Here is a 13824-nt window from a genome sequence, read left to right on the forward strand (position 1 = left end):
CGTTAAGCCCTAGTCCGGAGATCGTTGATCAGTTTGGAAAGATCGCCAGCGGTCTCGACAGAGGCCAGGCGATCCAGGGGAACGGAGATGTCGAAGGTGTCTTCGAGCTCCATGATGATGTTCATGAGGGCCAGGGAGTCGACAGCGAGGTCACGGCCAATATGCGACTCTGCGCGCACTTCGACGGGCCGTCCTAGAACCTTGCTCGCAGCCACACCGATCTCGCGCAAGCTGAGATCCGTCACCGTTTCCATTCTAAATCAAACCTCCGGGAGCCCCACCCGTGACACTACTGTAACGGCGAGTCTGTCAGATTTCCGCCCTAATCGAATTAGGCGACGATATTTTCAGGCAACCAGCCCTCTGTACGGTACCAATCGACGGTATGAGCAAACCCATCGATCAGGCCGAACACGCTGGGTACTCCCTCAGCCATCGGAGCGCTAGATAGGGACCAATCGGCGTGAAGCAACTCCCGAACCTTGCCAGAACCGAAAACTGTCGGGGTTCCGGTGGCGAAAGACCAAGCGTCCGCTAGGGTTCCGGCGAATGCCAGCACCCCGTCGGGAAGCCTTGCCAGGCGCGGGTTTGCGCCCATTGTCGCACCCGCCGCGCTCATGATTTCCGCCCAAGTGTAACCGTCGCGCCGCACATCCGACAGCTCGACCAGGCCTGAAATCGGCTTTTTGCAGTAGCTTGCAAGCTTGGCCGCCGCGTCCTGGACGTGGATCATGGCGATCCGGGTGTCGGGCGACAGCACCGGCAGGACCGGACTTTTCGCCGCCAACTGGAACAGGGGCAGGGTCTCGGTGTCGCCAGGACCGTAGATGGCGGGCGGCCGCACGACCAGGGCGTCAGGCAGGACCTCGCGGACCGCGTCCTCGCCGGCGCGCTTGCTGGCGGCGTAGTTCGAGAGTTGCGGCTCGCGGGCGGCCAGGCTGGACACCAGGATGAACCGCGCGCCAGCAGCCTTAGCGGCCAGGGCGGCGGCGCGGGCCCCATCGCGGTTGACGGCGTTGAAGCCTTCCAGCGAGGCGGCCTTGATCAGCCCGGCCACGTGGATGACGACCTCGGCGCCATGAGCCAGGCGATCCAGCGCGCCGGGGGTCTTCAGGTCGCCGACGACGACCTCGACCTGGATGTCGCGCCAGAACGGGTGCACCGGATCACGGCGCACCAGGACGCGCGGCGTCCAGCCGTCCCGGGCCAGGGCGCGGACCAGGTGGCGGCCCAGGAAGCCCGTGGCGCCGGTGACGGCGACGATACGGTTAGTCACCGTAGTTTCCGGCCAGGTAAGCGACCTTGGCCTTCGAACGGCTCAGCTTGCCCGACGAGGTCTGGGGCAGGGCGTGGGCCCCGACCAGCTTGACCTTGGCCTCGACGCCATGGCGTGTGCGCAGCAGGGTGGTGACCTGCTCGACCAGGGCCGCGCGGGTGTCGGCGTCGCCGCCACGGGCCTGGACCAGCACCACGATCTGGTCTTCCGGCTCGGCGGGGATGGCGAAGGCGCAGACGTCGCCGCTACGCAGGCCGTCGATCTCGTGATCGGCGGTCCACTCCAGATCCTGCGGCCAGATGTTGCGGCCGTTCAGGATGATCAGGTCCTTGGCGCGGCCGGTGATGACGATCTCGTCCTCGATCTTGAAGCCGAGGTCGCCGGTGTCCAGCCAGCCGTCGGCCGACAGCACGCGGGCCGTCTCGTCCGGATTGGCGAAGTAGGCGCTCATGATCGAGGGGCCCTTGGCGAAGATGCGGCCGACGCCGCGCTCGGGGAGGACGGCGCCGTCGTCGTCGCGCACTTCCAGGAAGTGGTCGGGCAGGGCGGGGCCGCAGCGGGCGAAGTCGCGGGCGCGGTCCGAGCCTTCCGGCGCGTCGGCGGCGATCTTGTCACGCTCCAGGCGCTCGACATCCAGGGTCTCGGCGCGCAGGCCCTTGCCCAGCGGGGCCATCGACAGGGCCAGGGTCGCCTCGGCCATGCCGTAGCTGGCGACGAACGCCTTGGGCGAGAAGCCAGCCGGCTCAAAGGCTTCGACGAAGGCCTTCAGCGGCGGCATGCGGATCATGTCGCCGCCCAGGCCGGCGTTGCGCCAGCGCGACAGGTCGTAGGCGTCCAGCGGCTGGCCCTGCACGCGGCGGGCGCACAACTCGTAGCCGAAGGTGGGGCTGTAGGCGATCGTCGCGCCGTTGCGGCCGATCAGGTCGATCCACAGCAGGGGGCGGCGGACGAACGCGCCGGTGGGCAGCAGGTCGACCGTCATCTGGCAGGACAGCGGCGCCAGCAGGAAGCCGATCAGGCCCATGTCGTGATAGAGCGGCAGCCACGAGATGGCGCGGTCGCTGGGCACGACCTGCAGGCCGTCGCGGGTGATGGCCACGCAGTTAGCCATCAGGGCCTTGTGCAGCACCAGGACGCCGGTCGGGGTGCGGGTGCTGCCCGACGAGAACTGCAGGTAGCAGGGGTCTTCCGGGGTGATCGTCGGTAGCTGGGCGCCGCCGTCTTCCGGCAGGTCGGCCAGGACGCCGGCGAACTCCAGACCCGCGGCCTCGCCGATCTCGGCCACCCAGTCCTTCAGGCCGACCGGGCCGATCAGGATCTTGGCCTTTGCCGAGATCGCCAGGTTCTTGATCTGCTCGATATAGGCCGCGCGGCCGCCCAGCGGCGTGGGCAGGGCCATCGGCGCGGGCAGCAGGCCGGCATACTGGCAGGCGAAGAAGGCGCGCACGAAGTCGGCGTCGGTCTCGGCCAGCAGGGCCACGCTGTCGCCGACCTTGGCCCCGGTGGCCAGCAGGCGACGCGCCAGCACCAGCGCGTCCTCGCGCAGCTTGGCGTAGGGGATGGCTTCGACCAGCTCGCCGCGCAGCGAGTACAGGTTGACGCCCGTCTCACCCGTGGCGGCGAAGTCCAGCGCCTGGGTCAGGGTCGGGAAGTCGGCGAACCGGACAGTACGCTCAGACGCCGTGGGGGTGATCATAAGATAGTCTTTCATCGTCTTTGTCGGTGCGCGCGGAGCCTTCCTCCGTCGCGAGTCGGGCGAGCCTGTGACGCGCCATGAAATACATGCCCACGGCCATCGCCAAAGCGGACGCAACCAGCGCGGCGCCCGCGCCAGTCAGGCCAAAGGCGTTGATAAGGGGCGCGAGGGCCGCGAGATAGGCGATAACGACCACCAGGCGCACGGCCAAGGCCGCGCCGGCGGCGCGCATCGAGACCAGCATGGGCTCCAGCGGCAGGGACAGGATGGCGATGGCCGCGGCGGCCACCTGCCAGTTCATCACGCCGGCGGCGCCGCCGAACGCCTTGCCCATGACGATCTCGAGGATCCATTTGCCGGCGACCAGGCTGACCAGCAAGAGCACGCCGGCCGCGCCGCCGCCGATCAGGCCGATCTGCATGGCCAGCTTGGTCATGGCCTGCTGCCCGCCCGTCGTGCGCATCTTGGCCAGTTCGGGGTACATGGCGGGCACCATCAGGCGAGCCGGCTTGGCCATGCCGTCGGCGACCTGCTTGCCAATGCGCCAGTAGGCGGCCTGCACCGGACCCAGCATGGCGCCGACCACCAGGGTCAGCACGTGCGTGAAGCCGACATCGACCGTGCTGGAGAAGTTGGTGGCCATGGCGAAGCGCCACACGCCCGGCATGCCTTGGCTGGTCGGGCCGACCAGGGTGAAGCCCGTGAGCAGGCCGCGCTTGCTCAGGTCCCAGATCGCGATGCCGGCGATGTAGAAGAACGAGACGAAGGTGCCGGCCGCCCAGGCCAGCAGGAACCACTGGATCGGCGCATCGGTCACGGCGCAGATCGCGCAGCCGATCATCCGCACCAGCGAGCTGACCGCCTGCTGGGCCGCCAGGAAGCGGAAGCGGTCGAACAGGCGCAGCAGTCCGACGCCGGTGGCCGAGGTCATCACCCCGATTGAGAGAGCGTAGAGCGCGCCGAAGCCGATCACGTCGGCCGGCCATTGCAGCTGGCGCCAGAACAAGAAGGCGCCGGCCACGCCCAGGGCGGTGCCCAGGATCCCGCTGATCAGGTCCAGCAGCAGCGAGAGCCGCAGAACCTGGTGGAACTTGGGCTTGTCGCCCTCCATGGCGGGCGCCGTGCCATAGGTGATCAGAAGCTGCCAGGACTGGAAGTGCGCCACCTCGCCCAGGAACTGGGCGAAGGCGTTGATCAGCACCACCACGCCCATGGCTTCCTTGCCCAGGCTGCGAGCGGTGAGGGCGATATAGGCCAGGCCGACGACGGCGTTGACCACGCGGCCGCTCAGCAGCTGGCCGGCGTTGCTCAGCACCTTTTTGAGTGGCGAGGCAGGCTGGGGGGCGTCGGTCATGCCGCGCGTTCCAGCTTGTCGACGATGGCGCGGGCCGCGCGCACCGAGGCGGGCGTGTTGCTGACGTCGAAGGTCTCGTCGATGCCCCAGACCTGGGTCTCGCGATAGTCCTCGTGGGTGGCGAAGGCCTGGTCCAGTCCCTGGCCCAGGTGGTCGATAGTCTCCAGCACCGGACCATACAGCCAGTGGTGGAAGCTGGGATCGCCGCACCACGACGCGCCGCTGCTGTTGAGGAACAGGCAGGGCTTGGGCGTGCGCAGGAACTCGTAGACCTGGCTGGAGACGTCGCCGAGGTAGAGGTCGGCCGCCTTGGTGTAGGTCATGTCCGCCGCGGCCGGCCCGCCCAGGTCGATATGGATGCGCGGGTTTTCGGCGAAGGCCTTGAACGCGCCGCGCTCATCCATCGTCGCGGTTTCGAACAGGCGGATGTGCGGGGCGAAGATCAGGTTGTAGCGGTCGTTGGCCGCGAAATATTCCAGCACCTGCTGCCCCCACTTGGGCCAGGAGCCGAGCTCGCCGTGGAAGTGTGGGTTGTACAGCACCACCGGGCCGGGCTTGTCGAAGCGCGGAATGTCGCGCTGGGGCAACTCGTCGACCAGGTCGAACTTGGGGTAGCCGACCATGGCGCAGGTCTCTTCGGTGACCCAGCCCTCGTGCAGCATGCGGTCGTACTGCTTGCGGCCGGCGGCCATGACCAGGTCGAAGACCTTCAAGCGCGGCTCGAACGGCCCTTCGCGGTCGCCGGCCCCGTGCTGGGTGTAGACCAGCAGCGGATGGCGCACGCCGATGCGGCGGAGGAGGGCGGTGGTGCGCTCGGGCGTGATCACCGCGTCGTAGCGGGCCAGGCGCAGGGCGTTGGCGATCAGCATCGGCGCCTTGGGCGGCGCGCCGCTGCTTAAGCGGCGCAGCCAGGCCGGCGGTAGCAAAACGAGCTCGATCGGCGCGCCGCCCAGCTCGGCCAGCAGGCTGGCGACATAGTCGATCAGTTCGGGCGTGGTCGCGGCGATCTCGACCTTGATCGTCGGCCAGCGTCTGGCCATGGCGACGGCCACCGACAGGCTGTGCCAGACCTGATGGTGTTGCGCGATGTAGAGGAAGCAGACGCGTTTGGCGGCGGCCACGTCAGCGCCCGGGCTCCAGCCGCGTGCGGACCCGGCCTTTCAGCACGACGCGATCGCCCTTGTCGGTGACGTTGTAGCTGTTGGCCTGGGTGCTGCCCTTGGGGCCTTCGCCGGCGATGCCCGAATTGCCGCTGACCTCGCCGGTGCGCATGTCGATCAGCGCCTGCGGGGCGTCGAAGGTATAACCCTCGGCGCTGGTGATCTTGACGTCTTCCGACAGCAGCAGGGTGTGTTCGGCCTCGCGATAGAGGCCGGTCTTGGCGATCGCCTGGCTGGGATCGGCGGCGCCATAGCCGCGCACCAGCAGCGGGGCGGTCAGGCGCACCAGGTTCTGGTCCTTGGCGTCGCGCTCGGCGTGCTGGGCGGTGATCAGGAAGGCCCGGCCGTCCTTCAGCACGCCCGTGAAGCGCGGCTTGTCCAGCACCAGGGGCGTGTTGGCCGCCTGGGTCTGGAGCTTGTTCGAGGCGAAGCTGCGCAGCGCCGCCTGGCCGACCACGGCCACGCCGACGCCGATGGCGAAGACGGCCAGGGCGAAGCGCAGGCGACGGACCGGCGCCCGGCGGCGATTGCGGGCCCGTTCTGCGGCGCTTTCAACGGGGGGGACGGCGGAGACGCCATCGGTCTGGGTGAGCATTTGAGGAATGGATAGTCCTACGCCGCCGTTCGCCCAAGACCTTTGTTTTCCGGTGCGCGGTCCTGGCGCATGTAATTTGCCATGCAGATGGCGGTCGTTGACGTCCGGTCAAGTGCGGTTGTTTGCGTCACCGAAGCGCGTGATGATCCCCGCCATGTTCGATCGACCCGCGCAACACAAGGATTTCGGCGTCTTCCTGCCGGTGGCCAATGGCGGGTGGATCGTTTCCAAGACCACGCCCACGCTGGATGGGCTGTATGCCCAGAACCGCGCCGCCGCGATCAAGGCCGACGAGGTCGGCATGGATTTCGTGATGTCGATGGGCAAGTTTCGCGGCTTCGGCGGCGAGACCGACCACTGGGGGGCCTCGCTTGAGTCGGTGACCCTGATGGCCGCCATCGCCGAGGCGACCAAGCGCGTGCGCATCTGGGCCACGGTGCATCCGCTGCTGCAGAACCCGGCGGTGGCCGCCAAGATGATCGCTACCCTGGACCATATCAGCGGCGGCCGCGCCGGCCTGAACATCGTGGCCGGGGCCTACAAGGCCGAGTTCGACCAGATGAGCGCCTGGGACGATTCGTTGTCCCACGACGACCGCTACGGCCTGGCCGAGGAATGGACGACCATCGTCAAGCGGCTGTGGACCGAGGACAGCGTCGACTTCGCCGGCAAGTACTTCACGATAAAGGACTGCCAATCCAAGCCCAAGCCGTTGTCGGCGCCGCGTCCCGAGCTGATCTGCGCAGGCATGTCCGACCGGGGTTTCCAGTTCTCGGTGCGCGAGGCCGACGCCTGCTTCATTGGTGGGCGCTCGCGAGAAGAGCACCGCGAGGCCTCTCGTCGCGCCAAGGCCCTGGCGGCAGAGCTGGGCAAGACCGTCCGCACCTACGCCATGTGCACGATCATCCACGCCGAGAGCGACGCCGGGGCCGAGGGCCTGGTCCAGCGGTATGCCGAGGGCGCGGACATGGGCGCGATCGTCGCCATGCTGGCCAGCTGGGGCGTGCCGCCCGAGCGCCTTGACGCCGTGGCCCATAAGCAGGGCGCGTTCATGACCCAGACCATGGTCGGCTCGCCCGCCACCTGCCGCGAGCAGGTCGAGGCGTTCATGACCGAGTGCGAGCTGGACGGGCTGATGCTGATCTTCCCGGACTATGTGGAGGGGCTGTCGATGTTCGGGTCCGAAATCCTGCCGCAGCTGCGCACGGTGTTCTCGTGAGCCTCGAAGAGTGGATCGCGCCCGACCGCACGGCGCTGGTGATCGTCGACATGCAGGTCGATTTCGCCTTGCCCGAGGGGCTGAGCGGTCAGTGGGGGCTGGATCTCTCGACCGTGCCGGCGGCCCTGGCCGCGGCCGAGCGGTTGGCGGCGTCGGCCCGGGCGGCGGGCGTCCCGGTGGTGTTCGTGGGCCTGTTCACGACGCCGGAGACCGACTCCGACGCCTGGGACGAGCGGATGCGCCGGCGGGGCAACGACCCCGAGGCCGGCCCGGCGCTTTGCCGCGTTGGCGCGCGGGGCAGCGACTTCGTCGGTCCTCAGCCTCAACCGGATGAACTGGTCCTGCGCAAGACCCGCTACAGCCCGTTCTGGGACACCGACATCCATACCCAGCTGGAGATCCTGGACGTCGACACCCTGGTGATCGCCGGCCTGACGACCGAGTGCTGCGTCGCCGACACCGCCAAGGACGCCTTCAATCACGACTATCACGTGTTCATCGCCGCCGACGCCTGCACCGCCTACGAGCCCGACCTGCACGCCGGGGCGCTGAAGATGCTGGACCTGAACACCGCCATCCTGACCGACACGGCCAGCATCGCCGCGGCCTGGGAGGCCTGATGGTCACGCAAGCCGATCGGGATGCGATCGCCGCCGCCATCGACGAAGGCGAACTGACTGAGCTGGCCCTGACCCTGGGCAACATCCCCAGCCGCTCGGGCCAGGAGCGCGAGGCCGGCGACTTCGTCCACGACTGGATGGCGCGTGAGGGCTTCTCGCCGCGCAAGGTCGGGGCGACGCCGGAGCGCTTCAACGTCATCGGGACCTATGGCGGCCTGGGTGTGGGCAAGAACTTGCTGTTCACGGCGCACCTGGACACCGAGAGCCCCACGCGAAACCCCGATCTCGACGTTCACAAATACAGCGCCGCCACCCTGGCCGATCCGGAGTGGGAGCGCTGCTGGCTCGAGAACGGCGAACTGCGCGGCTATCCGATCGCCAATGATCGCGGACCGATGAGCTGCTTTCTGATCGCCGCCAAGGCGCTGAAGACCGCAGGCTACGGCCTGGCCGGGAAGATGTACCTGACCGCCTGTCCTGGCGAGATCGGGCCTGAACCGATCGAGGAGCACAGCGGGATCGCCTTCCTCGGCAAGGACATCGGCGCCCACTACCTGTTCCACCACGGCGGCGTCGCGCCGGACTACGCCATCGCCGCCGAGGGCTGTGATTTCGGCTGGACCAGCGTCGGCTGCGGCTATGCGGTGTTCCGCCTAAGGCTTTGGGGCGAGGGGACTTTCACCCCGCTGCTGCGCCATCCGGACGCGGCCGCCGATCATCCGAACCCGATCTACCGCGTCGGCAAGCTGACCGACGCCAGCCACGCCTGGACCCGCCAGTGGGAAGCCGCCAGCCGCTACGAAAGCGCCGGCGGGATCGCCGAGCCCAAGGTGCAGCTGTGCGCCATCCGGGGCGGCGTGCCGTTCCAGTTCGGCGACGGGACTGAGGTGGTCAGTCTCTATCTGGAAGTGGGCCTCAACCCGCGCCAGAAGGCCGCCGATGTTCAGCACGCCCTGGAGGCCATGGCCCGCGCGGCCGGCGTCGGGCGGGTCGAGGTCGAGGTGGTGGTCGTGCGTCACGGCTTTGAGGCCCAGGCTGACGAGGTCGCGCCGCTGGTCGGGGCGGTGGACGTCGCCACCCGGCTGGGTCTGGGCCACGCCGTCGAGCGCGCCAATCCGGTCTATTCCAGCATGTGGCGCGATCACAACGTCTTCAACATGCACCGCGTGCCGGCCATCACTACCGGTCCGCGCCGCTGGCGGCCGACGCCCAAGGACCTGGCCGACAGCGCCTTGGTCTACGCCCTGACGGCGCTGGAGATTTGCGGTCGGGCTGAGCTGGGCGAGGCGGCGAAGGGCTCTTCGGTCTATCCGGACAACCCGTTCGGCGCGTAGCCCCGCAGCGGCTCCATGGCCGCGCGGATGTCGTCCTCCAGCATCCACAGGCGGTCCTGGCCCCAGTGCGCAGGCTGGCCGCTGACCCGGAAGCTGGGCGCGCCCCAGACGCCGGCGTCCAGGAGGGCGGCGCGGTTGGTCTCGACCCGGTCGCGCCAGCTCCCGTCGGCCAGGGCTGCGGCGGTTTGAGCATCGGTCAGGCCCGCGCGACGGGCGACGGCGTAGAGGCCCTTGTCCTCGGCCAAGACGATGCCGTCCGCGAAGGCGGCCTTCAAGCCCAGCTCGGCGAACGACTCGCCCAGGCCCAGCGGGATCGCGTGATGGAGCACCGCCAGTGCCCGTTCTGCCCCCGCGCCGACCGGATCGACGATCTTGCCGAACGGCAGGCCCAGGCGCTCGGCTTCGCGCTTGCAGTCCAGGGCGATGTACAGGGTCTTCACGCGCGGCACGGCCAGGCCCCGCATCACCATTGGCAGGATCGGCTTGAGCTCAAGTGTCGCGCCATAGGCCTGGGCCAGCTGCCGGATGCGCGGCAGGACCAGCCAGGAATAGGGACTGCGGAACGAGAACCACAGCTCGATCGTGGGCGCGGGCAGACCCAGCGGCGGGCTGAGCGTCGGCTCCAGAGCCGGCGCCAGCGGCGGTGTTCCAGCTTCACGGTCCAGGCCCCGGTCGGCCAGGCGGCGCTCCAGCCAGCCCAGGCGGTCGACGCCCCAGAACCACTCGCCCTCGAAGTGGAACATGCCGCCCAGATAGTGGCCCAGGCGCGCGCGCTGGCTCTCGCCGGCGATCAGGATGTCGTCGACCAGGCGCGGGTCCTGGCCGCTGGCCCAGGCCGCCATGCCGGCTAGGGTGCGGGCATCGCCGGACCACAGGGCGGCGCCAGCGGCGGAGGCGACCTCTTCGAACCGGCCGCGTTCCAGGGCGTCGGCCAGCACGACCTGCAGCCGGCGCACGGCCTCGGGATCGGGCAGGGCGGCCTTGGCCGGGAAACCCAAGCCCCGGGCGCGCGCCAGGCGAGCGGCGTCACGCAGGCCGTAGTCGCGCAGGCGCTCGCGATCCGGCGCGGCCGAGTCCTCGGGCGGCGGGACCAGCCAGGTAACGATCTCGACGTTGTAGCGCGCCCGTAGCCTGGGCAGCATCTGGGCCGCCAGGTGCGAATAGGGATCGTCGGCCTGGTGGAAATAACGGACGGTGTGGCGCTCGCCCCGCACCGTGGCCTTGAAGGCCGCGAGGTCGCGCGCCAGCTTGCGCCGGGTCGGACTGGTCAGGGCGGCGGTCGCGCCGCGCATGAGGGTGGTGCGCAGGGACATGGCTGTCCTCCTCGTGTCGAGGGGAATGACATCTAGCGGCACGATGAATGTCAATATATGCTCTGACTCAAACAGGGAGGCGCGTGATGAAGGCCTGGAAGGGGCTCCTGGCGACAGTCGGGACGCTAGTCGTGGCCGGCGCGCTGGCCTGGCATTTCCGCTTCGACCTGATCATCCTGATCGCCAGGTCCAAGCAGCCCAAGGTCGAGGCCAACCAGCCGGTGACCTGGGTCCAGGGACCCGCGGCGCCGCCGGAAGGCCAGCGACCGCCCAACGTCGTGTTCATCCTGGCCGATGACCTGGGCTATAACGACATCACCCTGAACGGCGGCGGTGTCGCCGGCGGGACCGTGCCGACCCCGGCCATCGACTCGATCGCCCACCAAGGGGTGACTTTCGCCAACGGCTATAGCGGCAACGCCACCTGCGCCCCGTCGCGCGCGGCGATCATGACCGGCCGCTACGCCACCCGCTTCGGCTTCGAGTTCACCCCCACGCCGGTGGCCTTCTCGCGCGTGGTCGGCGGCCATGCGGGCGATCCGCTGCACCCCTCGCACTTCAACAAGGACGAGGTGAAGAACACGCCCAAGGACGACAACACCGAGGCGGTGCCGTCGACCGAGATCACCATCGCCGAGGCGCTGAAGACCCGCGGCTATCACACCATCCACCTGGGCAAATGGCATCTGGGTGGCGTGAAGGGCTCGCGGCCCGAGGACCAGGGCTTCGATGAGAGCCTGGGCTTCATGGCCGGCGCCGCGCTGTTCGCGCCGGTCGGCGACAAGTCCGTCGAGGAGTCGCGCCAGGACTGGGACCCGATCGACAAGTTCCTGTGGGGCGCCTTGCCGTTCGCCGTGCAGTACAACGGCGGCAAGATGTTCCATCCGTCGACCTACATGACCGACTACCTGACGGACGAGGCGGTCAAGGCGATCGACGCCAACAAGAACCGGCCGTTCTTCCTCTATCTGGCCTACAACGCCGTCCATACGCCCTTGCAGGCGCCCAAGGCGGACTATGACGCCCTGAGCCAGATCAAGGACCACCGGATGCGGGTCTACGCCGCCATGGTCCGCAACCTCGATCGCAACATCGGCCGCGTGCTGCAGACGCTGAAGGACAAGGGCCTGGACGACAACACCCTTGTGATCTTCACCTCCGACAACGGCGGCGCGAACTATATCGGCCTGCCCGACATCAACCGGCCGTATCGCGGCTGGAAGGCGACCTTCTTCGAGGGCGGCATCCACGTGCCGTTCCTGCTACGCTGGCCCAACCAGCTGCCGGCCGGCGCGGTCTATCGCAGCCCCGTGGGCCACGTGGACATCTTCGCCACCGCTGCGGGCGCGGCTGGCGCGGCCGCGCCCAAGGACCGGGTGATGGACGGCGTCGACCTGGTGCCGTTCGTGAAGGGGCAGGCGTCTGGCGATCCGCACAAGGCCATCTACTGGCGCTCGGGCCGCTACAAGACCGTGCTGGCCGGCGGCTGGAAGCTGCAGGTCGCCCAGGAGCCAAACCGAACCTGGCTGTTCGACTTGTCGACTGATCCGACCGAACGCCACGACCTGTCCAAGGCCCGGCCCGACAAGCTGCGCGAGCTCCAGGCGACCTTGGCCCAGCTGGATGGCCAGATGGTCAAGCCAGCCTGGCCGTCGCTGATCTCGGGCGCCTTCTATATCGACCATCCGGGCGGTCAGAAGTCCAAGCCCAGTGACGAGTACGTCTATTGGGACAACTAAGGGCGGTCTCGGTCCTGGCGGCCCTGGCGCTGACGGCGTGCAAGCCGGCGCCCAAGGCTTGCCTGGCCGACCTGCCGATTGCGGATCCAGCCCACCGCACGGTTGGCATGGTCCGGCTGTCGGGCGGCGACTTCCTGATGGGCGCGGCGCCGCTGCGATCTGAGGAGGGGCCGCCCCAGGCGGTGAAGGTCGCACCGTTCTGGATCGACCGCACCGAGGTCACCAATGCCGCCTTCGCGCGGTTCGTCGAAGCCACGGGCTATCGCACCGTGGCCGAGCGGCCGCTCGATCCCGCGCGCTACGCCCAGCTGTCGGCGGCGCAGCGGCGTCCGGCCTCGCTTGTCTTCGTCGGGGGGACGAAGGCGGCGAGGTCGGACGATCCCTCACAGTGGTGGCAGGTGGTCCCGGGCGCTGACTGGCGGCATCCGACGGGGCCGCGTTCGGACATCAAAGGCAAGGACGCCTGGCCGGTCGTCCACATCGCCTGGGAGGACGCCATGGCCTACGCCAAATGGCTGGGCCGCGATCTGCCGACCGAGGCCGAGTGGGAATATGCCGCGCGCGGTGGCCTGATCGGCAAGCGCTACGCCTGGGGCAACCAGCCGCAGGACGCTCAGCATCGCAAGGCCAACACCTGGCAAGGGCCGTTCCCGGCGCAGGACCTGGGGACCGACGGCTACAAGGCCAGCCCGGCGCCGGTCGGCTGCTACCCGCCCAACGGCTATGGCCTGGTCGATATGGCTGGCAACGTCTGGGAGTGGACCAAGGACTGGTTCCGTCCGGGCCTGGAACCCGCTGAGGTGGTCGAGACCGGCGGTCCGCCGCAGGCGCGGGCGCTGGACCCCGACGAGCCCAACACGCCCAAGCACGTGGTCAAGGGCGGCTCGTTCCTGTGCACCGACGACTTCTGCTTCCGATACCGGCCCGCCGCGCGCACGCCGGGGCCGCCCGACAGCGGGGCCTCGCACGTCGGCTTCCGCACGGTGCTGCGGGATTAGTTGAGGGCGCCTGCCAGCTCCGGCTTCCACATCCGGTCGTCATTGTGCAGGCCGCGCGGCTCGAAGCCCTGCGCGGGCCGCGTGCGGATGTTCAGCTGACCAGCCAGACCGGCTTTCCGGTGATGCTCGATGGCGTGCATCTCGGGCGAGACGGCCATGGCCTGGAAGGCGGCCAGCGAGGGGTATTCGGCCAGGGCCACCGCGTCCCACAGGTCGTCGACCTCGCCCAGCAAGAGGCCGGTGACCGCGCCGCTGTAACGGATTCGCCCGCCCAGGGCCTCGATCAGGCCGGTGACGACCGCGCCGTAGCGGCCATAGGCGTCGCGACCCGACAGCTCGGCGTCCGAGCCGTCGGCATACTCGGCCTTTTCCTTGAACTTCAACAGGTTGACCATCACGAAAGGACCGTCATCCGGCGCGCCGAAGAAGTCTTCGAACTGGTCGGAGGACGGGAAGACGGCGTTGACAACCTTCATTCAGCGGGCTCCGCGAACGCTTTGGATCGCGCTGTGAGCGGCGC

The 13824-nt window shown here is 68.8% G+C and carries 13 protein-coding genes; 5 read left to right on the forward strand and 8 right to left on the reverse strand.

The window, feature by feature from the left end; translation table 11 throughout:
* Positions 1-2: 2 nt before the first annotated feature.
* The 6 genes from AC07NF_RS00575 to lptC all read right to left on the reverse strand — a co-directional run bounded on the left by AC07NF_RS00575 (position 3) and on the right by lptC (position 6081).
* Entirely contained in the window at positions 3-254 is a 252-nt protein-coding gene (locus AC07NF_RS00575) for an acyl carrier protein (RefSeq protein ID WP_291873422.1), read from the reverse strand.
* 77 nt (positions 255-331) lie between these two features.
* Complete coding sequence (cerR, locus tag AC07NF_RS00580) at positions 332-1276, reverse strand: ceramide reductase (protein ID WP_492811633.1); 945 nt, start codon at positions 1274-1276, stop codon at positions 332-334.
* Positions 1269-2987, reverse strand: a complete 1719-nt coding sequence (locus AC07NF_RS00585; protein WP_494632523.1) for a fatty acyl-AMP ligase — start codon at positions 2985-2987, stop codon at positions 1269-1271. The genes cerR and AC07NF_RS00585 overlap by 8 nt, the downstream gene beginning before the upstream one ends.
* A complete protein-coding gene (locus tag AC07NF_RS00590; RefSeq protein ID WP_494632519.1) occupies positions 2950-4326 on the reverse strand; it encodes a lipopolysaccharide biosynthesis protein in 1377 nt (458 codons plus the stop codon). The genes AC07NF_RS00585 and AC07NF_RS00590 overlap by 38 nt, the downstream gene beginning before the upstream one ends.
* Positions 4323-5447 carry a CDP-glycerol glycerophosphotransferase family protein gene (locus tag AC07NF_RS00595; RefSeq protein WP_494632518.1) on the reverse strand — a complete coding sequence of 375 codons (1125 nt, stop codon included), beginning with the start codon at positions 5445-5447 and terminating at the stop codon, positions 4323-4325. The genes AC07NF_RS00590 and AC07NF_RS00595 overlap by 4 nt, the downstream gene beginning before the upstream one ends.
* Position 5448: 1 nt before the next feature.
* Positions 5449-6081 carry an LPS export ABC transporter periplasmic protein LptC gene (lptC, locus tag AC07NF_RS00600; protein WP_492811628.1) on the reverse strand — a complete coding sequence of 211 codons (633 nt, stop codon included), beginning with the start codon at positions 6079-6081 and terminating at the stop codon, positions 5449-5451.
* 154 nt (positions 6082-6235) lie between these two features.
* Here lptC and AC07NF_RS00605 point away from each other — a divergent pair, with 154 nt between their 5' ends.
* Genes AC07NF_RS00605 through AC07NF_RS00615 form a run of 3 tightly spaced genes read left to right on the forward strand, consistent with a single transcriptional unit; the run spans position 6236 to position 9254 of the window.
* Complete coding sequence (locus AC07NF_RS00605) at positions 6236-7300, forward strand: LLM class flavin-dependent oxidoreductase (RefSeq protein ID WP_494632517.1); 1065 nt, start codon at positions 6236-6238, stop codon at positions 7298-7300.
* Entirely contained in the window at positions 7297-7920 is a 624-nt protein-coding gene (locus AC07NF_RS00610; protein ID WP_494632515.1) for a cysteine hydrolase family protein, read from the forward strand. The genes AC07NF_RS00605 and AC07NF_RS00610 overlap by 4 nt, the downstream gene beginning before the upstream one ends.
* Positions 7920-9254 (forward strand): zinc-binding metallopeptidase family protein, encoded by a 1335-nt coding sequence (locus AC07NF_RS00615; protein WP_494632512.1) that lies wholly within the window; start codon positions 7920-7922, stop codon positions 9252-9254. The genes AC07NF_RS00610 and AC07NF_RS00615 overlap by 1 nt, the downstream gene beginning before the upstream one ends.
* On the opposite strand, the gene AC07NF_RS00620 is transcribed toward AC07NF_RS00615, so the two are convergent.
* Complete coding sequence (locus AC07NF_RS00620) at positions 9227-10567, reverse strand: DsbA family protein (protein WP_494632510.1); 1341 nt, start codon at positions 10565-10567, stop codon at positions 9227-9229. The two genes, AC07NF_RS00615 and AC07NF_RS00620, sit on opposite strands and share 28 nt — an antisense overlap.
* A gap of 86 nt (positions 10568-10653) precedes the next feature.
* Between AC07NF_RS00620 and AC07NF_RS00625 the strand changes: the two genes are divergently transcribed.
* Both AC07NF_RS00625 and AC07NF_RS00630 read left to right on the forward strand, forming a co-directional pair.
* Positions 10654-12306, forward strand: a complete 1653-nt coding sequence (locus tag AC07NF_RS00625) for a sulfatase-like hydrolase/transferase (protein WP_494632508.1) — start codon at positions 10654-10656, stop codon at positions 12304-12306.
* Positions 12294-13304 (forward strand): formylglycine-generating enzyme family protein, encoded by a 1011-nt coding sequence (locus AC07NF_RS00630; protein WP_494632506.1) that lies wholly within the window; start codon positions 12294-12296, stop codon positions 13302-13304. The genes AC07NF_RS00625 and AC07NF_RS00630 overlap by 13 nt, the downstream gene beginning before the upstream one ends.
* On the opposite strand, the gene AC07NF_RS00635 is transcribed toward AC07NF_RS00630, so the two are convergent.
* Entirely contained in the window at positions 13301-13780 is a 480-nt protein-coding gene (locus AC07NF_RS00635; RefSeq protein WP_494632503.1) for a DUF1330 domain-containing protein, read from the reverse strand. The genes AC07NF_RS00630 and AC07NF_RS00635 overlap by 4 nt on opposite strands.
* Between the last annotated feature and the right edge of the window lie 44 nt (positions 13781-13824).

It is taken from the genome of Caulobacter sp. GW821-FHT10A06 (assembly GCF_059415805.1).